Origin of the sequence: Pseudomonas sp. 58(2021), from assembly GCF_017491585.1 — a bacterium.
GTDB lineage: Bacteria > Pseudomonadota > Gammaproteobacteria > Pseudomonadales > Pseudomonadaceae > Aquipseudomonas > Aquipseudomonas fluorescens_BT.
Window position 1 is genome coordinate 58,964 of record NZ_JAFGYZ010000001.1, and the last position, 24,123, is coordinate 83,086.

20 protein-coding genes are annotated in these 24,123 nt (G+C 60.5%); 10 read left to right on the forward strand and 10 right to left on the reverse strand.

Annotation, left to right across the window (positions count from 1 at the left end; genetic code table 11):
* The first annotated feature begins 1 nt into the window (after position 1).
* The 9 genes from J5M72_RS00270 (at position 2) to J5M72_RS00310 (ending at position 10,150) form a co-directional block, all read left to right on the forward strand.
* A complete protein-coding gene (locus J5M72_RS00270; RefSeq protein WP_207863709.1) occupies positions 2-1,684 on the forward strand; it encodes an NAD(P)/FAD-dependent oxidoreductase in 1,683 nt (560 codons plus the stop codon).
* A gap of 12 nt (positions 1,685-1,696) precedes the next feature.
* The gene (locus J5M72_RS00275) at positions 1,697-2,491 is read left to right on the forward strand and encodes a carbon-nitrogen hydrolase family protein (RefSeq protein WP_085746600.1); all 795 of its coding nucleotides are present in this window, start codon (positions 1,697-1,699) and stop codon (positions 2,489-2,491) included.
* Positions 2,492-2,529: 38 nt separating this feature from the next.
* On the forward strand, positions 2,530-4,956 hold the full coding sequence (gene pqqF / locus J5M72_RS00280) for a pyrroloquinoline quinone biosynthesis protein PqqF (protein ID WP_207863710.1): 2,427 nt from the start codon (positions 2,530-2,532) through the stop codon (positions 4,954-4,956).
* A 159-nt stretch (positions 4,957-5,115) separates the two neighbouring features.
* Entirely contained in the window at positions 5,116-5,190 is a 75-nt protein-coding gene (gene pqqA, locus J5M72_RS00285; RefSeq protein ID WP_003444522.1) for a pyrroloquinoline quinone precursor peptide PqqA, read from the forward strand.
* A gap of 84 nt (positions 5,191-5,274) precedes the next feature.
* The gene (gene pqqB, locus J5M72_RS00290) at positions 5,275-6,186 is read left to right on the forward strand and encodes a pyrroloquinoline quinone biosynthesis protein PqqB (protein ID WP_207863711.1); all 912 of its coding nucleotides are present in this window, start codon (positions 5,275-5,277) and stop codon (positions 6,184-6,186) included.
* A gap of 21 nt (positions 6,187-6,207) precedes the next feature.
* Positions 6,208-6,960, forward strand: coding sequence for a pyrroloquinoline-quinone synthase PqqC (gene pqqC / locus J5M72_RS00295; protein ID WP_166223334.1), 753 nt, complete (start codon positions 6,208-6,210; stop codon positions 6,958-6,960).
* Positions 6,957-7,232, forward strand: coding sequence for a pyrroloquinoline quinone biosynthesis peptide chaperone PqqD (gene pqqD, locus J5M72_RS00300; RefSeq protein WP_007959876.1), 276 nt, complete (start codon positions 6,957-6,959; stop codon positions 7,230-7,232). Before pqqC ends, pqqD begins: the two co-directional genes overlap by 4 nt.
* Positions 7,204-8,376 carry a pyrroloquinoline quinone biosynthesis protein PqqE gene (gene pqqE / locus J5M72_RS00305; RefSeq protein WP_207863712.1) on the forward strand — a complete coding sequence of 391 codons (1,173 nt, stop codon included), beginning with the start codon at positions 7,204-7,206 and terminating at the stop codon, positions 8,374-8,376. The genes pqqD and pqqE overlap by 29 nt, the downstream gene beginning before the upstream one ends.
* Positions 8,342-10,150 carry a S9 family peptidase gene (locus J5M72_RS00310; RefSeq protein ID WP_207863713.1) on the forward strand — a complete coding sequence of 603 codons (1,809 nt, stop codon included), beginning with the start codon at positions 8,342-8,344 and terminating at the stop codon, positions 10,148-10,150. The genes pqqE and J5M72_RS00310 overlap by 35 nt, the downstream gene beginning before the upstream one ends.
* 3 nt (positions 10,151-10,153) lie before the next feature.
* Here J5M72_RS00310 and J5M72_RS00315 read toward each other — a convergent pair whose 3' ends face one another.
* The 4 genes from J5M72_RS00315 to J5M72_RS00330 all read right to left on the reverse strand — a co-directional run bounded on the left by J5M72_RS00315 (position 10,154) and on the right by J5M72_RS00330 (position 12,624).
* Positions 10,154-10,312 (reverse strand): YqaE/Pmp3 family membrane protein, encoded by a 159-nt coding sequence (locus tag J5M72_RS00315; protein WP_065259115.1) that lies wholly within the window; start codon positions 10,310-10,312, stop codon positions 10,154-10,156.
* Between the two features lie 107 nt (positions 10,313-10,419).
* Positions 10,420-10,740 (reverse strand): DNA-binding transcriptional regulator, encoded by a 321-nt coding sequence (locus J5M72_RS00320; RefSeq protein WP_169432178.1) that lies wholly within the window; start codon positions 10,738-10,740, stop codon positions 10,420-10,422.
* Positions 10,733-11,089, reverse strand: a complete 357-nt coding sequence (locus J5M72_RS00325; RefSeq protein WP_169432712.1) for a type II toxin-antitoxin system RelE/ParE family toxin — start codon at positions 11,087-11,089, stop codon at positions 10,733-10,735. The genes J5M72_RS00320 and J5M72_RS00325 overlap by 8 nt, the downstream gene beginning before the upstream one ends.
* A 251-nt stretch (positions 11,090-11,340) precedes the next feature.
* A complete protein-coding gene (locus J5M72_RS00330) occupies positions 11,341-12,624 on the reverse strand; it encodes an aminotransferase class III-fold pyridoxal phosphate-dependent enzyme (protein ID WP_207863714.1) in 1,284 nt (427 codons plus the stop codon).
* Between the two features lie 169 nt (positions 12,625-12,793).
* Between J5M72_RS00330 and J5M72_RS00335 the strand changes: the two genes are divergently transcribed.
* Positions 12,794-13,723 (forward strand): LysR family transcriptional regulator, encoded by a 930-nt coding sequence (locus tag J5M72_RS00335; RefSeq protein WP_169432180.1) that lies wholly within the window; start codon positions 12,794-12,796, stop codon positions 13,721-13,723.
* A gap of 228 nt (positions 13,724-13,951) precedes the next feature.
* Here J5M72_RS00335 and J5M72_RS00340 read toward each other — a convergent pair whose 3' ends face one another.
* From J5M72_RS00340 to J5M72_RS00365, 6 genes are all read right to left on the reverse strand, one after another.
* Positions 13,952-15,730: an acyl-CoA dehydrogenase C-terminal domain-containing protein gene (locus J5M72_RS00340; protein WP_207863715.1), complete on the reverse strand. Its 1,779-nt coding sequence runs from the start codon at positions 15,728-15,730 to the stop codon at positions 13,952-13,954.
* Between the two features lie 184 nt (positions 15,731-15,914).
* On the reverse strand, positions 15,915-17,711 hold the full coding sequence (locus J5M72_RS00345) for an acyl-CoA dehydrogenase C-terminal domain-containing protein (RefSeq protein WP_207863716.1): 1,797 nt from the start codon (positions 17,709-17,711) through the stop codon (positions 15,915-15,917).
* 90 nt (positions 17,712-17,801) lie between these two features.
* A complete protein-coding gene (locus J5M72_RS00350; protein WP_169432183.1) occupies positions 17,802-19,091 on the reverse strand; it encodes a GGDEF domain-containing protein in 1,290 nt (429 codons plus the stop codon).
* 207 nt (positions 19,092-19,298) lie between these two features.
* Entirely contained in the window at positions 19,299-21,413 is a 2,115-nt protein-coding gene (locus J5M72_RS00355) for a cytochrome c peroxidase (protein ID WP_207863717.1), read from the reverse strand.
* A 260-nt stretch (positions 21,414-21,673) separates the two neighbouring features.
* Positions 21,674-23,479, reverse strand: a complete 1,806-nt coding sequence (locus J5M72_RS00360; protein ID WP_169432185.1) for a phenylacyl-CoA dehydrogenase — start codon at positions 23,477-23,479, stop codon at positions 21,674-21,676.
* A gap of 274 nt (positions 23,480-23,753) precedes the next feature.
* Complete coding sequence (locus tag J5M72_RS00365) at positions 23,754-24,050, reverse strand: pyrroloquinoline quinone biosynthesis protein PqqE (RefSeq protein WP_169432186.1); 297 nt, start codon at positions 24,048-24,050, stop codon at positions 23,754-23,756.
* Positions 24,051-24,123: the final 73 nt, after the last annotated feature.

The following is a 24,123-nucleotide window of genomic DNA, read 5'->3' on the forward strand; positions in this document are numbered from 1 at the left end:
CATGAACAAGAACAATCGCCATCCTGCAGACGGTAAGAAACCGATCACCATTTTCGGCCCGGACTTTCCGTTCGCCTTCGACGACTGGATCGAACACCCGGCCGGTCTGGGTAGCATTCCCGAGCACAACCACGGTGCCGAAGTGGCAATCGTCGGTGCCGGCATCGCAGGTCTGGTGGCGGCTTACGAACTGATGAAACTCGGTTTGAAACCGGTCGTTTATGAGGCCTCGAAGCTCGGCGGCCGTCTGCGCTCCCAGGCATTCAACGGCACTGACGGCATCGTCGCCGAGCTCGGCGGCATGCGCTTCCCGGTATCCTCCACCGCGTTCTATCACTACGTCGACAAACTCGGTCTGGAAACCAAGCCCTTCCCCAACCCGCTGACCCCGGCCTCCGGCAGTACCGTGATCGACCTGGAAGGCAAAACCCATTACGCACAGAGCCTGAAGGATCTTCCTGCACTGTTCCAGGAAGTGGCTGACGCCTGGGCCGACGCTCTGGAGGCCGGCTCGCAGTTTGCCGATATCCAGCAGGCGATCCGCGACCGCGACGTGCCACGCCTCAAAGAGCTGTGGAACACTCTGGTACCGCTGTGGGACGACCGCACGTTCTACGACTTCGTCGCCACCTCGAAAGCCTTCGCCAAACTGTCGTTCCATCACCGCGAAGTGTTCGGTCAGGTCGGTTTCGGCACCGGTGGCTGGGACTCGGACTTCCCCAACTCGATGCTGGAAATCTTCCGCGTGGTGATGACCAACTGCGACGATCACCAACACCTGGTGGTCGGCGGTGTGGAACAAGTGCCACAAGGCATCTGGCGTCATGCGCCGGAACGCTGCGTACACTGGCCGCAAGGCACCAGCCTCAAGTCGCTGCACCACGGCGCGCCACGTTCCGGGGTGAAGAAAATTGCCCACGCGCCTGACGGGCGTTTCGCGGTCACCGACAACAACGGCGACACCCGCGAATACGCCGCCGTACTCACCACCTGTCAGAGCTGGCTGCTGACCACCCAGATCGAGTGCGACGAAACCCTGTTCTCGCAAAAAATGTGGATGGCCCTCGACCGCACGCGCTACATGCAATCGTCGAAGACCTTCGTGATGGTTGACCGTCCGTTCTGGAAGGACAAGGACCCGGAAACCGGCCGCGACCTGATGAGCATGACCCTCACCGATCGCCTGACCCGTGGCACCTATCTGTTCGACAACGGTGACGACAAGCCAGGCGTGATCTGCCTGTCGTACTCGTGGATGAGCGATGCGCTGAAAATGCTCCCGCATCCGGTGGAAAAACGCGTGAAACTGGCGCTCGATGCGTTGAAGAAGATCTACCCGAAAGTCGACATCGCCGCGCGGATCATCGGCGATCCGATCACCGTATCCTGGGAAGCCGACCCGCATTTCCTCGGTGCATTCAAAGGCGCCCTGCCTGGCCACTATCGCTACAACCAGCGCATGTACGCGCATTTCATGCAGGAAGATATGCCACCGGAGCAGCGTGGGATTTTCATCGCCGGCGACGACGTATCGTGGACGCCTGCCTGGGTTGAAGGCGCGGTACAAACGTCGCTCAATGCGGTGTGGGGAATCATGAAGCACTTCGGCGGGTCCACACATAAAGAGAACCCCGGCCCGGGTGATGTGTTCAACGACATCGGCCCGATCGCCCTGCCCGAGTAAGAGGAATCCCCGATGCGTGTAGCCCTTTACCAATGTCCACCTTTGCCCCTGGAACCGGCCGCCAACCTCCAGCGCCTGCATCAACTGGCGATGGAGGCCAAAGGCGCCGATCTGCTGGTGGTGCCGGAGATGTTCCTGACCGGCTACAACATCGGCAAGGAGGCGGTCGCGACATTGGCCGAGGTCTATAACGGTGAGTGGGCGCAGCAGGTTGGACGGATCGCCAAGGCTGCCGGCCTGGCGATTCTCTATGGATACCCGGAGCGCACCGCCGAAGGACAGATTTACAACGCCGTGCAACTGATCGATTCGAACGGCGAGCGCCTGTGCAATTACCGTAAAACGCACCTGTTCGGCGATCTGGACCGCTCGATGTTCAGCCCCGGCGATGGCGAGTTTCCCATCGTCGAGCTCAACGGCTGGAAGCTCGGTTTCCTGATCTGCTACGACCTGGAGTTCCCGGAAAACGCCCGGCGCCTGGCCCTTGAAGGCGCCGAGCTGATTCTGGTGCCGACGGCGAACATGATTCCCTTCGATTTCATTGCCGATGTTTCCGTGCGCTCCCGCGCCTTTGAAAACCAGTGCTACGTGGCTTACGCCAACTACTGCGGCCACGAAGGCGATATCCATTACTGCGGTCAAAGCAGCATTGCCGCACCGGATGGCAGCCGCATCGCCCAGGCCGGGCTGGACGAAGCCTTGATCGTTGGTGAGCTGGATCGCCAGTTGATGGTCGATTCGCGTAACGCCAACCGCTACTTCAACGACCGCCGCCCCGAACTTTACGACGCGCTCAACAAGCGCTAATCCGCTAGCATTGGCACTTCACTGTTCTGGAAGTGCTCATGCCTGCGCCGACTCACCCCCGCCCTCACACCGAAACCCTGGCCAACGGCTTGCGCGTGACCCTGCGTCACATGCCCGGCCTCAAGCGCAGCGCCGCTGCGTTGCGGGTGGCTATCGGTAGTCATGACGTGCCGTTGGCGTGGCCGGGGCTGGCGCATTTCCTTGAGCATTTGCTGTTCCTCGGCACCGAGCGTTTTCCTGTGCAGCAAGGGCTGATGGCCTATGTGCAAGGTCACGGCGGCCAAGTGAATGCGAGCACCCGTGAGCGCACCACCGATTTCTTCTTTGAGTTGCCGCCAGCGTCCTTCAGTGGCGGGCTGGAGCGTCTGTCAGACATGCTCGCCCGGCCGCGTATGAACCCGGACGATCAGTTGCGGGAACGGGAAGTGTTGCAGGCGGAGTTTGTCGCGTGGTCCCAGGATGCTGCGGCTCAGCAGAAAGAGGCACTGTTCGAGGGATTGTCGGCAGCGCATCCTTTGCGCGGCTTTCATGCCGGAAACCGCGACACGCTGCCGGTAGAAGAGGCGGAGTTTCAGCAGGCACTGAAAGATTTCCATCGGCAGTTTTACCGCACCGGGCAGATGACCCTGAGTCTGGTCGGGCCGCAGAGCATTGAAGAGCTGCGAGTGCTGGCCGAACAGTTTGCCGCCGCGCTGACGGCTGGGGATAAAACTGCACAGGCTGCCCCCGTTCGCTTGATGGGTAACGCGCAGGAAAGTTATCAACAGGCCGGCGATTGTCGCGGCAATCTGCTGTTTGCGTTGGAGGAGTTACCGGAGTCGTCGGCCGAAGCGCTGGCGTTTCTCTGCCACTGGTTGAACAGCACCAAACCCGGTGGGTTGCTCGCGCATTTGCAGCAGCTGGGTCTCGCTGACAGCCTGCAAGCCTGCGTGCAGTACCAGTTCGCAGGGCAAGCCTTGCTGCATCTTCAGTTCACTGCACCCAGCGGGTCACTCGATGCCATTCGCGAGCAATGGCTGGATTGGCTGAGTTTCTTCGCCGAACAGCAGGACTGGCCGGCATTGCGTGAGGAATATTCGGCGCAGCTTCAGCGTCAGCAGCAGGTCAGTGGCGCGCTGCAACTGGCACGACTCGACAGCGAACAACTCGAGAGCGGCCTGCCCGATTCAGCCGTGATGGCACTCAAAGTGATTCTCGGCAAAATCGGCATTGTGGATAACTTCAGCAGTCACTGGCATCTGCCCGCTGCCAATCCGTTCCTGCGCGCAGCAGAACCGCTGGCCAACGCCGGCCTGATTCGCGGCCAGACCAGCGCCCACCGAGGCCTGCGCACGTTTGCTCAGGATCGCTCGCGCAGCCGCCGCGAACGCTCGCCGATGCAATTCAGCCAGGCGCTGCCGGATAACGGCGACGAAGGTGCGGTGTATGTGCGCTGGCAGACGGAAGCAGCGGCCACGGCCGAGCTGCAAGCGAAACTGCAACGCAGTCTGCGGGAGGTGTCTGACGACGCGCGTCAGGCCGGAGTCGAATTGTCGTTCAGCACCACGGGGAATCAGTGGATATTGAAGGTGACCGGTCTGCAGGACGTACTACCCGGCGTCCTGGAGCATGCGCTGAAACATCTGACGCAAGTTGACGCTGATTCCGCGACAAACGAGCCGGACGTGCCGTCGATGCCGATCCGCCAATTGCTCAAGGCATGGCCCGAGCACTGTCTTCCAGCGGTTGTGCAATCCGACGACGCCAATCAGCTGTGGACAACTTCCCGTTGGGATGGCCTGGCCCTGTGTCTCGATGCCCAGACCCAATCGGCCATGGGTCTGGCCCTGAGTCGCATTCCAGGCAAGCCAGACAACGAAATACCAACCCTGTCGGCAGTCCACGCCCACTGCCGATGGAGTCAGATCGACACCGCCTCCAGCGAACACGCATTGCTGCTGTTCTGCCCGACCGCCAGCCCGAACATAGCCGACGAAGCCGCATGGCGTTTTCTCGCGCACCTGTGCCACACGCCGTTCTATCAGCGGCTACGGGGCGAGTTGCAGCTGGGATATGCGGTGTTCAGCGCCTTCAGACAGGCGCACGGCCAGAGTGGATGGCAGTTCGGCGTGCAATCGCCGACAGTCACTCCTGAGCAACTGCTGGGCCACGTTCAAGCGTTTATCGAAGGCATTCCCGCGCTGATCGAGAAAATCGATGACGCGCTGTTCATCGAGCAGCGCCAGATCCTCGCCGCGCATCTGGATGCCGATGTCCTGCCCGCCAAAGACGCTGCCGAACTTCTGTGGCAGGCAAAACTGGCTGGCCACTCGTCGGATTACCTGGATCAACTGAGCAAGGCCATCGCTCAACTGGATCGCCCGGCATTGCAAGCCGCCGCACAGCGCCTGATCCGCGCCGAAGGCGGCTGGCACGGCATGGCCAACAGCCCTGCGCCAGGCGCGCCATGGCAAGCGACAAAATGATCATTACCGGGGCTGCAAGGAGCTTTCTCAAAGATTCACGGGCAAACCCCCTGAAATTTTGAGTAACATAGCCACCTAACTATTTGGAACATCCCTGCGCTGCCGTGGACTATACCTATGGATAGCGCTATCTCACCCACCTGAAAAAGGAGTCACCCGATGGCCTGGACCAAACCTGCTTACACCGACCTGCGCATCGGCTTCGAAGTCACCATGTACTTCGCCAGCCGCTGAGTCCTGCCTCAAGCAGAACACTGCAGTGCAACGCCTCGGCTCGCCGGGGCGTTTTATTTTCAGCGTTGAAATGATGGAGCGTTCATGTTCGTCCAGATTCTGGGTTCGGCCGCCGGTGGCGGTTTTCCGCAGTGGAACTGCAACTGCGTCAATTGCGCCGGTTTTCGCGACGGCAGCCTGAATGCCCAGGCCCGTACCCAATCGTCCATCGCGATTTCCGATGACGGCGTGAACTGGGTGCTGTGCAATGCCTCGCCGGACATCCGCGCGCAGCTTCAGAGCTTCGCCCCGATGCAACCGGGCCGTGCCCTGCGTGACACCGGCATCAGCGCGATCATCCTGATGGACAGCCAGATCGACCACACCACCGGCCTGCTCAGCCTGCGCGAAGGCTGCCCGCATCAGGTCTGGTGCACGGACATGGTCCACGAGGACCTGAGCACCGGTTTCCCGCTGTTCACCATGCTCAAGCACTGGAACGGCGGGCTGGACTGGAACCGCATCGAACTCGACCAGAGCTTCACCGTCGCCGCCTGCCCGAATTTGCGCTTCACCCCGTTGCCGCTGCGCAGCGCGGCACCGCCCTACTCGCCGCACCGCTTCGATCCGCACCCGGGCGACAACATCGGCCTGATCGTCGAAGACCTCAGCACCGGCGGCAAGCTGTTCTATGCGCCAGGTCTGGGCAAGGTCGATGCGCCGTTGCTGGAAATCATGGCCGACAGCGACTGCGTGCTGGTGGACGGAACGATGTGGGACGACGATGAAATGCAGCGCCGTGGCGTTGGCACCCGCACCGGCCGCGAAATGGGTCACCTCGCCCAGAACGGTCCCGGCGGCATGCTCGAAGTGCTGGAACAGCTTCCCGAGCAGCGCAAGGTGCTTATCCACATCAACAACACCAACCCGATTCTCGACGAAGACTCCCCGGAGCGCGCGGAACTGGTGCGACGCAATGTTGAAGTGGCGTATGACGGCATGAGCATTGTCCTGTAACGAATGGCCCGGAGAACCGCAATGACCGACACCCCGCTGTCCCCCGCCGAATTCGAAGCGGCCCTGCGCGCCAAGGGCGCCTACTACCACATCTACCACCCGTATCACGTGGCGATGTATGAAGGCCGGGCCACCCGCGAGCAGATTCAGGGCTGGGTCGCCAACCGCTTCTACTATCAGGTGAACATCCCCCTGAAAGACGCGGCAATCCTCGCCAACTGCCCGGATCGCGAGATCCGCCGCGAGTGGATCCAGCGCCTGCTCGACCACGATGGCGCTCCCGGCGAAGACGGCGGCATCGAAGCCTGGCTGCGCCTCGGCCAGGCCGTCGGTCTCGACCCGGATCAATTGCGTTCCCAGGAACTGGTGCTGCCCGGCGTGCGTTTCGCCGTCGATGCCTACGTCAACTTCGCCCGCCGCGCCAGTTGGCAGGAAGCTGCCAGCAGCTCGCTGACCGAGCTTTTCGCGCCGCAGATCCACCAGTCGCGCCTCGACAGCTGGCCGCAGCATTACCCGTGGATCGACCCGGCGGGTTACGAATATTTCCGCACCCGTCTCGGTCAGGCCCGCCGCGATGTCGAGCATGGCCTGGCGATCACGCTGGAGCACTACAAGACCCGCGAAGGTCAGGAGCGCATGCTGGAAATTCTCCAGTTCAAACTGGACATCCTTTGGAGCATGCTCGATGCCATGAGCATGGCCTACGAACTGAACCGCCCGCCGTATCACAGCGTCACCGATCAACGGGTCTGGCATAAAGGAATCGCCTTATGAGTTTCGACCGCAGCAAGACCCCGACCTGGCGTCCCGGCTACCGTTTCCAGTACGAACCGGCGCAGAAAGGCCACGTGCTGCTGTACCCGGAAGGCATGATCAAGCTCAACGAAAGTGCCGCACTGATCGGCGGCCTGATCGACGGTGAGCGGGATGTCGCGGCGATCATCGCCGAACTCGACAGACAGTTCCCCGGCGTACCCGAGCTCGGTGACGACATCGAGCAATTCATGGAGGTTGCCCGTGCGCAGCACTGGATCGAACTTGCCTGAGACATCGGCGCAAGTCCCGGCCAAACCGGAAGTCGGCCTGCCGCTGTGGCTGCTCGCCGAACTGACCTACCGCTGTCCGCTGCAATGCCCGTACTGCTCCAATCCACTGGATTTCGCCGAGCAGGGCAAAGAGCTGAGCACCGAACAGTGGATCAAGGTATTTCGCGAAGCGCGGGAGATGGGTGCGGCGCAACTGGGTTTTTCCGGGGGCGAACCGCTGGTGCGCCAGGACCTCGCCGAGCTGATTCGTGAAGCGCGTCAGTTGGGTTTTTACACCAACCTGATTACCTCAGGCATCGGCCTGACCGAACAGAAGATCAGCGACTTCAAGAAGGCCGGGCTCGATCACATCCAGATCAGCTTCCAGGCCAGCGACGAGCAAGTGAACAACCTGCTCGCGGGCTCGAAAAAAGCCTTCGCGCAGAAACTGGAAATGGCCCGCGCCGTGAAGGCCCACGGCTACCCGATGGTGCTGAACTTCGTCACCCATCGGCACAACATCGACAAGATCGACCGCATCATCGAGCTGTGCATCGCTCTGGAAGCGGATTTCGTCGAGCTCGCCACCTGCCAGTTCTACGGTTGGGCACAGCTCAATCGTGTCGGCCTGTTGCCGACCAAAGAGCAACTGGTCCGCGCCGAACGCATCACCAACGAATACCGCGCCAGACTGGAAGCCGAAGGGCATCCGTGCAAGCTGATTTTCGTCACCCCGGACTATTACGAAGAACGTCCGAAAGCCTGCATGAATGGCTGGGGCAGTCTGTTTCTGACGGTCACGCCGGACGGTACCGCCCTGCCCTGTCATGGCGCCCGACAGCTGCCGGTACAATTTCCCAATGTGCGCGACCACAGCATGCAGCACATCTGGTACGACTCGTTCGGCTTCAACCGCTTTCGCGGCTATGACTGGATGCCCGAGCCGTGCCGCTCCTGTGACGAGAAAGAACAGGACTTCGGCGGCTGCCGCTGCCAGGCGTTCATGCTTACGGGCGATGCCAGCAACGCCGACCCGGTGTGCAGCAAGTCCGAACATCACGGCGTGATCCTCAAGGCCCGCGAAGAAGCCGAGCAGGCCACCCAGACCATCGAACAACTGGCCTTTCGCAATGAACGAAACTCGCGCCTCATCGCCAAAGGCTGAGCCTTTCAGCGCCACCGCCGCGGTTGCCGCCGGCGTGGATTTCGCCGAATTGCAGCTCGGCGCCCAGGGTTTGTTCTGGAATGAATATCGCCCGACAGACGCTGCCTGCCGGATCTGGCACTGGCACGATGGCGTAGCGAAATGTCTGACGCCTGCGGGCTTCAGCGTGCGCAGCCGGGTGTACGAATATGGTGGGGGGGCGTTTTGTCTGACGCCTGACGGGATTGTTTTCGTCAACGAGGCAGATCAACAGCTGTACCGGCAGACACTGGATGGCGTGCCCGAAGCTCTGACGACGGGTGAGTGCCGATATGGCGATCTGCATTTTGCCAATGGGCAGGTCCTGGCCGTAGAAGAGAACGGTGATCGCCATCGGTTGGTGGCCATTGATCTGGTTAACGGCACCGAGAGTTTGCTGGCAGAAGGTGCGGATTTCTATGCGGCACCGATCATCAGCCCGGACTGCCAGCGCCTGGCGTGGATCGAATGGAGCCGCCCGCATCAGCCGTGGACCGCCACCCGTTTGATGATCGCCAAGCGAACCGATAACGGTTTTTCCGCCCCTCGTTGCGTGGCCGGAGAAACGCTGGAAGAGTCGATCCAGCAACCCCGTTTCGATGCCAGCGGACGACTGGGCTGCCTGACCGATCGTGGCGGATATTGGCAACCGTGGGTCGAGACTGCGGACGGTTTGCAAATGTTGCCCTGTGCCGCAGCCGATCACGCGCCTGCGCCATGGCAACTCGGCGGTTGCACTTGGCTGCCCACCGACGAAGGATTCCTGGCCAGTTGGAGTGAAGGCGGTTTCGGGCGTCTGGCGCTTAACGGCGAAGACTTCACCGGCGACTACAGCCGCTTCCGTCATCTGGCGGTCGATGATCAATTCATTTACTGCATCGCCGCTTCACCAATCAGCCCTTCAGCCGTGATCGCCATTGATCGCGAGTCGCGTGAAGTGAAAATCCTCGCCGGCGGCGTTGCACCGCTTCCCGCCGAGCGCATCAGCCAACCGCAAACCCTGTGTTATCCCAGCGGTTCGGGCCAGGCTCACGGCTTCTTTTATCCGGCCACCCATGGCGATGAAAAACCGCCCCTGGTGGTGTTCATCCACGGCGGTCCGACGTCGGCCTGCTATCCGCTGCTGGATCCGCGCATCCAGTACTGGACGCAACGCGGCTTCGCCGTGGCCGACCTCAACTACCGAGGCAGCAGCGGCTATGGCCGGGAGTATCGAAAGGCGCTGCATCTGAGTTGGGGAGCAGTGGATGTCGAGGATGCCTGCGCAGTGGTGGCCTATCTGGCCGAACGCGGCATGATCGACGGCGAGCGTGCATTCATCCGTGGCGGCAGCGCCGGTGGCTACACCACGCTTTGTGCATTGGCGTTCCACCAGGTGTTCCGCGCCGGCGCCAGCCTGTACGGCGTCAGCGACCCGGTAGCTCTGGGCCGTGCAACACACAAGTTCGAAGGCGATTACCTGGACTGGCTGATCGGCGATCCCGAGCGAGATGTGGAACGCTACGCCACCCGCACGCCGTTGCTGCACGCCGGCAACATTCGCGTGCCGGTGATTTTCTTTCAGGGTGAACTGGACGCCGTGGTCGTGCCGCAACAGACCCGCGACATGGTCGCAGCCCTGGAGCAAAACGGCATTGAGGTCGAAGCGCACTACTACGCCGACGAACGCCACGGCTTCCGCCGGGCCGCGAACCAGGCCCACGCGCTGGAGCAGGAATGGCGCTTCTACCGGCGAGTGATGGGCCTGGCCGATTGAAACTCAGCGTTTGGCGATGATGTACACCGCGTGCACGATCCCCGGGATGTAACCGCACAGCGTCAGCAGAATGTTCAGCCAGAACGCGCCGCCGAACCCGACCTGAAGAAACACACCCAGTGGCGGCAAGATAATGGCGATGATGATGCGGATAAAGTCCATGGGGCAGCTCCTGATTGGGGGTTGGCTCGACTGAGCCATACAAGCTAATCGACCTGCGCCGTTTGTCAGGGTTCAGTGCTGTCGCCAGACAGAGTGCGCAAGACCACTCAAGCCAGTATTTGCAGACCGTGTTTCTGCACAATGCTGAGCAGCTTCAAAGCCATTCCGCTTGGATGCTTATCCCCTGACTCCCATTGTTTAACAGTCGAAGCACTGGTGTTCAAATAACGCGCGAACACTGGCTGGCTGACGTTGTTAAGCTCACGCAATGCCTTGATCTGCTCCGCCGGGATCGCATCCGGGACCGCAGCAAGGCACGACTCATCAAACTCACGCATCGTTGCCTTGCTGATCGCACCGACTGCATGCAGGGCGCTGGCCGACCCGTGCACTGATTCAAATACGTCACTCTTGAATTTTTTACTCATGAGTTATCTCCACAAACGCCTTCATGACCAACAAGCCTTGAATCTGCTCTTCGGTAAGTTGTGCATAGGCTTTCGCCAGTTTGCGCAGCTCCTTCAACTCTGCAGAATTGATATTGCTCCGATCCTTTTTGGCGAACAGCACCTGATAAATCCAGTAACGCCCGCCCTTGGCCAGAACAATTGAACGGTGGCGGTTTTCGTTCAGGCGCTTCTTCCAGACTCCGCCTCCCAGATTGTCCGCTTGCCCATCGAGCATCTCGGCAAAAGCCTCGCGAAGCTCGTCGTCGGTGATCCATGCTTTGTTGGCCTGTATCGCAAAACCTTTTGTCTTGAACAACCTGAACGACATCGGTATCCCTTCCAAAAAACATACCACTCAGTGGTATAGATTACAAAGCCTGCCTTGCGACAAGGGTGTTCCGCCAGCTTCGGCAATCCTTGCCGAAGCCCATTAAATAAACACTGCAGCGGCGGTCCCTCAAGCAATAAACCGCGATGGAAAAACCCGGCCACAAAAAAACGCCCCACGCCAAAAGAATCAGGCGTGGGGCGTGCGTTATACCGCGAGACGGTTCTTGAATTCGGGTGGGAAACTTCAGCTCAGACGGCAATCCCTTTGCGGCATTGCAGTTGCGCGGTGCGTACGCGGGAGAAAGCTCGGGCCAGACGCAGGAGCATTTCGTCGATGTTGGCCTTGCTGACGGTCAGTGCCGGGGTGAAGCGCAGACAGTTGGCTTGTGGAGCGTTGAGCAGCAAGCCTTCATGGAGCGCGGCTTTGACGACAGCCTCGGCGGAGTCTTCCGACAGCGTCAGCCCCCAGAACAGACCCTGCCCGCGCAACTCGCCATGTTCATAACGACGGGCCAGACGAGCGAGCCCTTCGCGCAAATGCTGGCCGTTGTCCCGGATCTGTTCGAGGAATGCGCGATCCTGCACGCTGTCGAGCACCACCAGCCCTGCGGCGGTCATCAGCGCGTTGCCGTGATGAGTGCCGCCCAATTCGCCGGGTTCGAAACAGCACGCCTTGCCTCGCGCCAGCAATGCAGCCAGTGGAACGCCACCGCCGAGGCCCTTGCCGAGCACGACGATATCGGCGCGCACGCCGTAGGACTGTTCGGCGAGCAAGGTGCCGCAGCGGCCGATGCCGGTCTGCACTTCGTCAAGGATCAGCAGAATCCCCAGTTCACGGCACAGGCGTTCGACACCCTTGAGGTAATGCTCGGTCGCAGGAACCACACCGGCATCGCTCTGGATTGGCTCAAGCATGATCGCCACGGTCTGCGCATCGACTGCGGCATGCAGCGCTGGCAGATCATTGAACGGCACCAGATCGAAACCTGGCAGCAGCGGCGCGAAACGATTGTGCAGATTGCAACTGTCCGACGCCGAAATCGTCGCCAGACTACGTCCGTGACAGCCTTGTCTGGCGACAATGATCCGCGAGGCGCCACCACGATGCAGTTGACCCCATTTGCGCGCCAGTTTGATCGCGGCTTCACAAGCTTCGCTGCCACTGTTGAGCAAATACGCCTGATCGCTGGAAGTGCTGGCACACAAACGCTCGGTGAGGCTGAGCATGCCGCGGTTGTGCAGATTGAATCCGGGGTTGATCAGGGCCTGCGCCTGGCTGGCAATGGCTTTGACCAGCGCCGACGGGCTGTGGCCGAGGCTGTTGGCGCCACCGGCCTGGGAAAAATCCAGGTAGGCGCGGTCATTGCTGTCCCACAGCCAGGAGCCCTGGCCGCGAACGAAAACCTGCTGCGGGCGTTCGACGCCAGGCATCAGGCGCCCGGCATTCAGGCCATCAGCGGCGTCCGATTCATGGGTTTCAAAAGCCAGGTCATCAAGACTCGGCGTCTGGCGCCGCAAACTGAACAGATTCATTGAAAAAGACCTCGATCGAGGTTTTTTGAACTGCCTATGCAAACACTTTCAAAACAAACGCTGGTCATTGCGCTTTCCGGCCCTGTAAGCCTTGTGAATGCGGTTAGACTAGGCCTGTTCTCGGCGTCGAGCCATTTCGATTTACCAGCATTTTCGATAAGTGTTACTTATGGATTTCAAACAACTGCGTTATTTCGTCGCGGTCTACGAAGAAGGTCACGTCGGACGGGCCGCGGAGCGGCTTTCGATCTCCCAACCCGCGCTGTCCCAGCAGATCCGCCACCTGGAACAGAACCTCGATGTCACGCTATTCGAACGCAGCAGCAAACGCCTGCTGCCGACCCTGGCCGCTCATACGCTGTACAACCACGCGCTGCCACTGCTTGATGGCATGCAGCGGGCGCGTGAAGCGCTGGGCAACTTCAAGGGGCAGGCGCTGCGTACGCTGGCGATCGGCGTGCTGCAAACCGTGCACACCAGTCTGGTGCCGCAAATGCTTGAACGGGTACGCAAGGCTCAGCCGCATCTGGTGGTGCAGATTTATGAATTGACGGGGCTGGAGATCGAGCGGCGACTGCTCAACGGTTCGCTGGACATTGGCATCAGCTATCTCCCACCGCGCCAGCCGGGGCTGCACGGCGTGATGCTGTACGAAGATGAACTGACGCTGGTCATCCCGGCGGATCATCCGCTGCGGGAATTCAAGAAAGTCTCGATGAGCCAAGCCGCCGAACTGCCCATGTTGCTGCTGGGCGAGGAATTCCAGATCCGCCAGATCTGGCAGGCGCAACTGGCCAGTCTTGGACGTCGCCCGCAAGTGCAGGCAGAACTGAACAACATGGTGGGGATTCTCGACAGCCTGCCGCACACCCGTCTGGCGACAGTGCTGCCCGGTCGTTCGCAGAAGGAGTACGACGATCAGGATCTGCTGTGGAAACCGTTGAGTGAGCCACGTGTACCGTTGACGGTCGGGCTGGTGTGTCGTGATGTGCAGCGCCAGCAGGCGCCATTGGCCTTGCTGCGAACGTTGCTGGAAGAGGTGATGCAGCGCGAAGACAAACCGCTGAAGGGGGCGCCGCCACTGGACGCGCTGAGCTGAAAACTTTTCTGCGGGCATAAGAAAACCCCGCCGAAGCGGGGCTTTGCAGACTGTTTCCCTGACATCCATTTCACTCCGCCACCCTGGCAGAATCCTTACGTGTCCGTGTTGTTACTTTGCGCTTCCTGCGCTACGTCCATGGAAAGTAGATTAGCTCTGGATCCAATCTACGCCTATGGGAGAAAAGCAGCACGTCATGTAAGAGATCGCTTACATGACGTTACATCATCAGAACTGCGCAGCGTCCAGCAGGAACAGCGACTCGCTGCCGGCCTTGACCGACGCGCTCAACGAGTGAATCCGCGGCAGCAGACGGGCGAAATAGAAGCGCGCCGTGCCGAGTTTGCTCGCGTAGAAATCGTCCTGCGCTTCTTTGCCCAGCGCTGCCTTGGCCATCAGTGCCCACATGTACGCGTAGGCGGTGTAACCGAAGGCTTGCAGGTACTCGACCGACGCTGCGCCGATTTCGTTCGGGTTGGTTTTCGCCCGGTCCAGCAGCCATGAAGTCAGCTCGTCGAGGGTGTCGACGGCGTCATTCAGCGGCTTGGTGAACTCGCCCAGATCGGCACTGGCGGTTGCGATGAAATGGCGGATCTCGTCGGCGAACAGTTTGTAGAACGCGCCGCCGCTGCCGACGATCTTGCGGCCCACCAGGTCCAGCGCCTGAATACCGTTGGTGCCTTCGTAGATCTGGGTGATGCGCACGTCACGCACCAGTTGCTCCTGACCCCACTCGCGGATGTAGCCGTGGCCGCCGAAAATCTGCTGGCCGTGAACAGTGGTTTCCAGACCCAGATCGGTCAGGAACGCCTTGGCCACTGGCGTCAGCAAGGCCACCAGATCTTCTGCACGCTTGCGGGTGGCAGCGTCTTCGCTGAACTTGGCGGTGTCGAGTTGCATTGCCACGTAGGTGGAGAACGCACGACCGCCTTCGTTCGAGGCTTTCATGGTCAGCAGCATGCGACGCACGTCCGGGTGGACGATGATCGGGTCAGCGACCTTGTCCTTGTTCTGCGCGCCGGTCGGCGAACGGCTTTGCAGGCGATCACGGGCGTATTCGATGGCGTTCTGGTACGAGCGCTCGCCGGTGGCCAGGCCCTGGATACCGACGCCCAGCCGCTCGTAGTTCATCATGGTGAACATGGCGGCCAGGCCTTTGTTCGGCTCGCCGACCAGGTAACCCACGGCTTCATCGAAGTTCATCACGCAGGTAGCGGACGCCTGGATGCCCATCTTGTGTTCGATCGAACCGCAGTTGGCCGGGTTGCGTGCGCCCAGGCTGCCATCGGCATTGACCATGAACTTCGGCACCAGAAACAGCGAAATGCCTTTCGGCCCCGCCGGTGCGTCCGGCAGTTTGGCCAGCACCAGGTGGATGATGTTTTCGGTCAGGTCGTGCTCACCGCCGGTGATGAAGATCTTGGTGCCGCTGACCTTGTAGGAGCCGTCGGCCTGAGGTTCGGCCTTGGTGCGGATAATGCCCAGGTCTGTGCCGGCGTGCGGCTCGGTCAGGCACATGGAACCGGCCCAGACGCCGGCGTACATGTTCGGCAGGTAAGCGGCTTTCAGCTCTTCGCTGGCGTGGGCGTTGATCGACAGGCACGCGCCGGCAGTCAGCATCGGGTACAGACCGAAGGACAGGCTGGCGGAGTTGACCATCTCTTCAACCTGAGCCGACACGGCTTTGGGCATACCCATGCCGCCGTAGGCCGGATCACCGCCAACACCGACCCAGCCACCTTCGGCATAAGTCTGATAGGCCTGTGGGAAACCGGCCGGCGTGGTGACGGCACCGTCGGCCCAGTGGCAGCCTTCTTCGTCGGCGGCACGGCTCAGGGGCGCGATGCTTTTGCTGGTGACCTTGCCGGCCTCTTCGAGAATGGCTTCAACGGTTTCCGCGTCGACGGTCTCGGCCAGGGCCGGCAGCTCGGCCCAGAGTTTGGCGACTTCGAACACTTCATTGAGGACGAAGCGCATATCGCGCAGCGGCGCTTTGTAGTCAGCCATGGCAAACCTCGCAAAGATCTAAACAGGTGATTCGTGGAAGGGTGATGTCATTGAGCTGGAGTGTACCCCAACAACTTTTGCGACACATAGGGTCAGGCGGTGACTGTTTTGTTATTTTTAGTCACCAGCAGTCAACTATAAAGAAGCCCGCAATCAGCGGGCTCTTTTGTTTAACAGTGACGTGTTACAGCGAGAACAACTGGGCCGGCAGTTTCATCAGGCAATCGCTGCCCGCCTCGATCGCCGAACGATGGGCTGCGGTACGCGGCAACAGACGCTTGAAGTAAAACTCGCACGTCGCCAGTTTGCCCTGGCAGAAATCGCCGTCACCCTCGCCCGACTCCAGCTGTGCCTGGGCGACCAGCGCCATGCGAAGCCACAAATAGCCAAGAACGATGTATCCGCTGTACATCAGGTAATCCACCGATGCGGCGCCGACTTCATCCGGATTCTTCATCGCGGCCATGCCGACCTGCATGGTCAACTCACCCCACTGCTGATTGAGGCTGTCGAGCTGCGCCACAAATCCGCCCAGTTGCGCATGCCCGGCGTTGGCGGCGCAGAACTTGTGGACGATTTTGGTGAAGTTGCGCAGCAGCTTGCCTTGGCTGCCAAGGACTTTGCGCCCCAGCAGATCCAGCGCCTGAATGCCGTTGGTGCCTTCGTAGATCGGTGCAATGCGGCAGTCGCGAACCAGTTGCTCCATGCCCCACTCACGGATAAAACCGTGGCCGCCAAACACCTGCATGCCGTGGTTGGTCACCTCCAGGCCGGTGTCGGTCATGAACGCCTTGCAGATCGGGGTCAGGAATGCCAGCAGGTCTTCGGCCTCCTGACGCGCGCCGGCATCCGGGCTCAGGTGCGCGACATCGAGCATCTGCGCAGTGAAATAGGTCAGTGCGCGGTTGCCTTCATTGAAGGCTTTCATGGTCAGCAGCATGCGCCGCACGTCCGGATGGACGATGATCGGATCGGCCGGTTTGTCCGGGGCTTTGGCGCCGGTCAGGGCGCGCATTTGCAAGCGGTCGTTGGCGTATTTGATCGCGCCCTGGAAACTCGCTTCGCCCAGACAAAGACCCTGCATCCCGGTGCCAAGCCGCGCATGGTTCATCATGGTAAACATGCAGTTCAGGCCTTTGTTCGGCTCGCCGATCAGGAAACCTTTGGCGTCATCGAAGTTCAGCACGCAAGTGGCCGAGGCTTTTATGCCCATCTTGTGTTCGATCGAACCGCAGGAAACGCCATTGCGCTCCCCCGCCTCGCCGGCTGCATCCGGCAGGAATTTCGGCACGATGAACAGCGAAATCCCCTTGGTCCCCGCCGGTGCGTCCGGCAGTTTGGCCAATACCAGATGAATGATGTTGTCGCTCATGTCGTGCTCGCCGGCGGAGATGAAAATCTTGCTGCCGGTGACCGCGTAACTACCGTCGGCCTGAGGCACGGCGCGGGTCTTGATGATGCCCAGGTCGGTGCCGCAATGGGCTTCGGTCAGGCACATGGTGCCGGTCCATTGGCCCGCAGTGAGTTTGCGCAGATAGGTGTTTTTCTGTTCCTCGGTGCCGTGGGCGTGGATCGCCGACATGGCGCCGTGGGTCAAGCCCGGGTACATGCCCCAGGAAGTGTTGCTGGAGGCGACCATCTCGCTGATCACCAGCCCCAGCGAACTCGGCAGGCCCTGGCCGCCGTAGGCCGGGTCGGCCGCCAGACCATGCCAGCCGCCTTCCACGTATTGTGCGAAGGCTTGCTTGAAGCCTGCAGGCGTTGTCACCACGCCATTGTCGAAATGGCAGCCCTCTTCGTCACCGCTGCGATTGAGCGGCGCCAGAACGTTCTCACAGAACTTCGCGCCCTCCTCGAGGATCGCGTTGATCATGTCCGGGCTGGCATCGTGAGCGCCCAGGGCCGCGTACTGGGTGTGGAAGTCGAAGACGTGGTCGATCAGAAAGCGCATGTCGCGCAGGGGAGCTTTGTACTCGGGCATGGTGGCTTCTCCGTCAGCAGATCGTTTCAACCTACTGCCGACCACCCTGCCCCACAATCACTGTCCAGACGCTGAATGCGCCGTCATCACTCAACCCGCAGCGTTGTCCATGCGCACCGCGCCACGGCGGTTCTGACCGAACGCCATCACACAGTTGCGGCCCGCGCCCTTGGCGGCGTAGAGCGCCTGGTCGGCGGATTTGAGCACTTCTTCCGGGGTACGCTGCTCGACTCGTTCGGCGACGCCGATACTGACCGTGACCGATACGCTGGACGCACCGGAGCCGCCCCGCCGCTGGCGCCCCTGTTGATCGTCCTGAGGGCGGTTTTCCTGATTGCGCAGCTGAATGTTGTAGGACGCAATCGACTCGCGGATGACTTCCAGGTGCGGCATGCACTCTTCAAGGGTCTTGCCTGCAAACACCAGGGCGAATTCCTCGCCACCGTAGCGATAAGCCCTGCCGCCACCGCTGATTTTGGACAGCTTGCTGGCGACCAGTCGCAGAACCTGGTCACCCACGTCGTGACCGTGGGTGTCGTTGAATTTCTTGAAGTGATCGACGTCGCTCATCGCCAGCACATAGTTGCGACCCAGACGCTGCATGCGTTCGTTGAGTGCGCGACGGCCCGGCAGACCGGTGAGTTCGTCACGGAAGGCCATTTGATAAGCCTCGTGCGCCACCGCCGCTGCAATCATCAACATGACCTGGCTGCACATGATGTTCAGGGTGAACGGCAGGATGAAGGTTTTCGGCAGCATCCAGAACACCCCGAGCAATCCCACCAGTTGCGCCGCGTGCAGCGGACGCGGGTGGCGCCAGTACTGCCAGGCCAGCAACAGGAACGCCGAGAGGAACACCGGATAAGACATCTGGATCAGGCTCATCCAAGCGCCGTGCAGGGCCGGCCAACGGATCTCCGAAAGCCACATCAGCAGAGCCTGGGGATAGCTTTGTTCAAGTCCCAGCGCCACGCTGCCGAAAGCCAGCAACACGGCGAAACGCGCCACCATGTCCTGAAACAGATGCGTGCGCTCCTGCCACGCGGCGAACAGACCGAACAACAAGGGCAGCAGCAGACACACCAGATGGAACACCACGGCCGCGTCCTCGCGCACCTTGCCGTTGTCGCGGTAATAGTCGGTCTGGGTGTCGAGCAGGAAGTAGGCGATGTACACCGTGACCATCAGAAACAGTTCGCGCTGGCGTCGGTAAACCGCGCAATACGACCCGCCCAGCAACAGCACCAGAGTTGGCAGCACGTTGAACAGCGAGGTGAAGAACACGTTGAGGTCTTTGACGTACGCAGCCGCCAACCCCGCAAGCAACAACAGCAGTGAAGGTATGAAATGACTGAAACGTACAGCGGAAGAACGCGGCAAGGGTAAAGCTCCGACCGTCTTGGCAAAGAGATGGCATTGTGCCTGCAATGTGGCCAGTTAGGCACACACAATGTGATCCAGATCACAGGTTGTCTCTTTAACGGCCGCCCCCCTCGGTTTCTGAGCCTTCAATCAAGGTTTTTTCCCTGACAAACACGAAACTTCCGTCATGGCCATCATGCTTGATGGCCAGACGGTCATTTCCCCTCAAAGATCGTTGTAGAACGGCAGCAATGGCCCCTCCGCCGTCGGCCGACCTTCAGCGCCGTAAGGCTTGAGATTGAGCAATGCATCCGTTGCCTGGCGGGTCGTGACTTTCGGACTGGCCGGGCGCTGGGTCACGGCGTTTTCATCCCCGATGTGACCTTGCGGGATGACCAGCGACGGGTGATCGAATGGCGCCCGCTCCCAGGCGACGCGTGGATCGGTCAGGCCGACTTCCATGAATTTCACCAGGGCGTCGATTTCATCAGGCGTCAGGTTCAGCGCCGTCATGTCCGGGTCGAGGTTGGAGGTGTTGTGCTGATTCACCGCCGGGTGCTCGAAGCCGCTGGTGTTGTTGGCATCCTCGCCGCGCCGGTCGCCGCCACGGTTGTAGAACTCCATGACCTGCTTGAGCGTGGCGCGGCTGCCGTTGTGGAAGTACGGGCCGGTCAGAGCGATATTGCGCAGGGTCGGGGTCTTGAACGCGCCGTCGACCGAGTCGCGGAAACCGACATTGGGCTTGAGCGTGGCGTCGCACGGAATCGCTGCACTCAGCGGTGCTTCGAAGGTACAGACGTCGACATCCAGCGGATCGACCGATTTGCCGCCCTGCAGTACGGAGTTGTACTGACGGGTGAACGACCACGGATTGCCCCAGGCATCCGCACCGCCGAGGGCTAGATCTTCCGAGGTCGGGCGGACACCGGTGTTGTAGAAGCCGTTGTCGTAGAGGGTCGTCAGGTTATCGGCCATCACCATCCGTTCGATGCGTTCGCGCGGATGCATCAGCAAGCGACTGGCCGCGTTGGTCAGCTCCGGCCCGCCGTGGCAATTGACGCATTTGCCCTTGCCGAGGAACAGGTTCATGCCCTCGACCTGCTGCGCGTTCATCGCGGTGTGGTCGCCTTGCAGGTAGGCATCGATCGGCGCCTGATCGGAAACCAGCGTGGCTTCATACATCTGGATCGCCAGGCCGAAGAACAGCGGAAAGTTGGCTTCCATCTGAGTGTATGGCGCACCGCCCACCAACACGTTTTGCGTGGCATTCCACAGCCGGGGCTGGAAGGCATTCTTGATCAGTTCGCGATAGGTCGGACGCCGCGCACCAGACACAGGGCCCAGCACCGAATCAGTGGACGAGATCCGTTGCTGCTTGAGCATCAGCGTGTCGAGCATCCGCCGGCCGATGTCGGCAAAGGTGCGACCGCCGCAGGACATTTCTACCGGACTTCCGGGCGGGCCGACGGCTTGCGAGGCGGCTGACGCATCGTTGAGCGCCAGCCTGACTTTGGTGGCGACCGTGCTGCGTTCGCTGGTCACGTAGATCCCGGCATCGGGGTCGCGATTGCCGAACGGCGAGAAGCCGTTGAACACGCTGTTGGCCCGACCGTCCCAGAAGTTGCGCACGTTGAACGCGGCGTTGATCACCGACGGCGCATTGCGCCCGGTGCTGCGACGCACGTTGATGCCGCCGACCTGGAAAATACCGTCCGGCTGCTGGGTGCATTTGTCGAAACGCGCCTGATTGGGTTTGACGAAGTTGGCATCGAACACACCTTGTGAGCCGACCACGTCGTCCGTCGAGTACACGATGGGCGAGTTGCGCTCCAGCGGGTTGCTCAGTACGTGGGTCGGGAAGTCGGTTTTCTTCAGCGTGTAGTTCGGGCCGCCCTTGCCGCCGGACAACGTCGCGTAGGTGGCCACGTCGCCCGGAATATCGGAGGCCATGAACGGCTTGTTGAAAATCGACGCAACGTTGGCGTTGGTGTTGGCCTGGCCGGGGTTGATCTGGTTGGTGATGCGGTGATCGACGCCTGCATGGTAGTGGCAGGATGCGCAGGCCGTCGCGCCGTCGCTGCCGATCTCCATGTCCCAGAACAACGCCTTGCCCAGCAGGATCGCAGCAGAGCGGTTGAGCACGTAGTCGGTCATCAGGTCGACCTTGCGTCCGCCTTCGGTCCCGGAGGGATCGGGAGGCACCATCCCGCGCAACGATTGCAGCGACGGGACCTCCGGCACCGGGGGATCGACTTCGGCGGGAGCGGCGGCCCAGGCGCTGTGGACTGACAGCGCGATGGATAACCAGAAGGTCAAACGAGCGAGTCGACTGATGTTCATAGGCTTCACCCTGACTGTTGTTGTTAAGTGCCGGGCGTCATGCTTCTTTGAGCAGGCAGTTCTGGTTAGCACCGGTAATTCGGGCAGTGCAATTAATTGGCCACTCTTCTGGAAACATCTTGAATCAATAAGCGCCGGGGTTTGGCTGAGCGACTACATCATCAATGCTGGGGAATCAGCCCCGGGATTGGGGAAATCCGGGCACAAAAAAACCGCTGCCCCCGAAGGAGCAGCGGTTTTTCGAAAGACCGCGTTAAGGCTTAGTAGCCCAGTGCGAAGTCTTCTTCTTTCATGTCCATCAGGTTGTTTGCACCCGACAGCATGGTTGCCACGTGCGTACGGGTACGCGGCAGGATGCGCTGGAAGTAGAAGCGCGCGGTTTGCAGCTTGGCGGTGTAGAAAGCCTCGTCGGTGGTGCCGGCAGCCAGTTTTTCAGCCGCCAGACGCGCCATGTCGGCCCAGAAGTAAGCCAGGCAGGCGTAACCGGAGTACATCAGGTAATCCACGGAGGCCGCGCCGACTTCTTCGCGATCTTTCATGGCGGCCATACCGACCTTCATGGTCAGCTCGCCCCACTCTTTGTTCAGTGCAGCCAACGGTGCGACGAATTCCTTGACGGCTTCGTTGCCTTCGTTGTTCTGGCAGAACTTGTGGACGATCTTGGTGAAGCCTTTCAGAGCCTCACCTTGAGTCATCAGCACTTTACGGCCCAGCAGGTCGAGTGCCTGGATGCCGGTGGTGCCTTCGTACAGCATCGAAATGCGGCTGTCGCGAACGTTCTGCTCCATGCCCCACTCGGCGATGAAGCCGTGGCCACCGTAGATCTGTACGCCGTGGTTGGCGGATTCGAAACCGACTTCGGTCATGAACGCTTTGGCGATCGGAGTCATGAAGGCCAGCAGTGCGTCGGCTTTCTTCTTCTCTTCTTCGTCCACGCCGTATTTGACGATGTCGACCTGTTTGGCGGTGAAATACACCATCGCACGGTTGCCTTCGGCGAATGCCTTCATGGTCAACAGCATGCGGCGTACGTCTGGGTGCACGATGATCGGGTCAGCGGCCTTTTCCGGCGCTTTCGGGCCAGTCAGGGAGCGCATTTGCAGGCGATCACGAGCGTATTTCAGACCGCCCTGGAAGCCGATTTCGGCGTGGGCCAGACCTTGCAGCGCGGTGCCCAGACGTGCGGTGTTCATGAAGGTGAACATGCAGTTCAGGCCTTTGTTCGCCGGGCCGATCAGGAAACCGGTCGCGCCGTCGAAGTTCATCACGCAAGTGGCGTTGCCGTGGATACCCATCTTGTGTTCCAGCGAGCCGCAGCTCACAGCGTTGCGAGTACCCACAGTGCCATCGGCATTCGGCAGGAACTTCGGAACGATGAACAGGGAAATGCCCTTGGTGCCAGCCGGTGCATCCGGCAGGCGGGCCAGTACGATGTGGACGATGTTGTCGGCCATGTCGTGTTCACCGGCCGAGATGAAAATCTTGGTGCCGGAAACTTTGTAGGAGCCGTCGGCCTGAGGTTCGGCCTTGGTGCGCAGCATGCCCAGGTCGGTGCCGCAGTGCGGTTCGGTCAGGCACATGGTGCCGGTCCATTCGCCGGAGACCAGTTTGGTCAGATAGGCTTCCTGCTGCTCCGGGGTGCCGTGCTCGGAAATGGTGTTCATCGCGCCGTGCGACAGGCCCGGGTACATGCCCCACGACCAGTTGGCTTCGCCGACCATTTCGCTGACAGCCAGACCCAGCGACTCTGGCAGACCTTGACCACCGTGCTCGACGTCATGGGCCAGGCTCGGCCAGCCGCCTTCGACGAATTGCTTGTAAGCCTCTTTGAAGCCAGTCGGGGTTTTCACACCGGACTCGCTCCAGGTGCAACCTTCGATGTCGCCCACGCGGTTCAGCGGCGCCAGTACCTGCTCACAAAACTTGGCGCCTTCTTCGAGAATGGCGTCAACCATGTCCGGCGTTGCGTCCGCGCAAGCTGGAAGGCTCTGATAGTGCGCTTCGTAGCCGAGCAGTTCGTCACGAACGAAGCGAATATCACGCAAGGGGGCCTTGTAGTCAGGCATAGCGATAAACCTCTGCTGATGTAACCGGGAATGAACGACCGCATTGATTTGTTGTGACGGTCAAACAGTTGTTTGAAACATACGTTTACGCCGAAACCTTGTCAAGCGTCGATCTTTTGCCGTTCGTCATCACATTTTTCAAACGCCGGACACAGCACCTCGACATGCATCCGAAAGGGCCATGCACACAAAAAAAGATTAGTTGAGGGAGAAGGACTTACAACGAAAAACGCCGCGAACAGTCGCGGCGTCTGGCAAAGCGGGTATCAGAAAATCAGGCGAACGTATCGATGATCGTGCCGAGCATTTCATCGGATGCCTTGGCGACTTTCGTGCCCAGTTCCACTTGAAACTTGCCCTGGGCCATCTCGGCCATGGCGCTGCCCGGATCCAGTTGCTGGCTGCGATCCACGCCGCGCAGGCGATCGATCTGGGCTTCGGAGGACTGACTGGTGACCGAACGCTCGATGGTGTTGTTGGCGATCTGGCTGGCAGCCTGATCGACGCGGTTCTGCCCGGTCTGAATCGTGCTCAAACCTGCATAAAAAGCCGTGTTTCCGGAGATTTCCATGGGAGCTCTCGTCCTTGGGAAGGATCAATGGCTGCCATTGAACCAGAGACGTCAGAAAAACACCCGTCAAAAA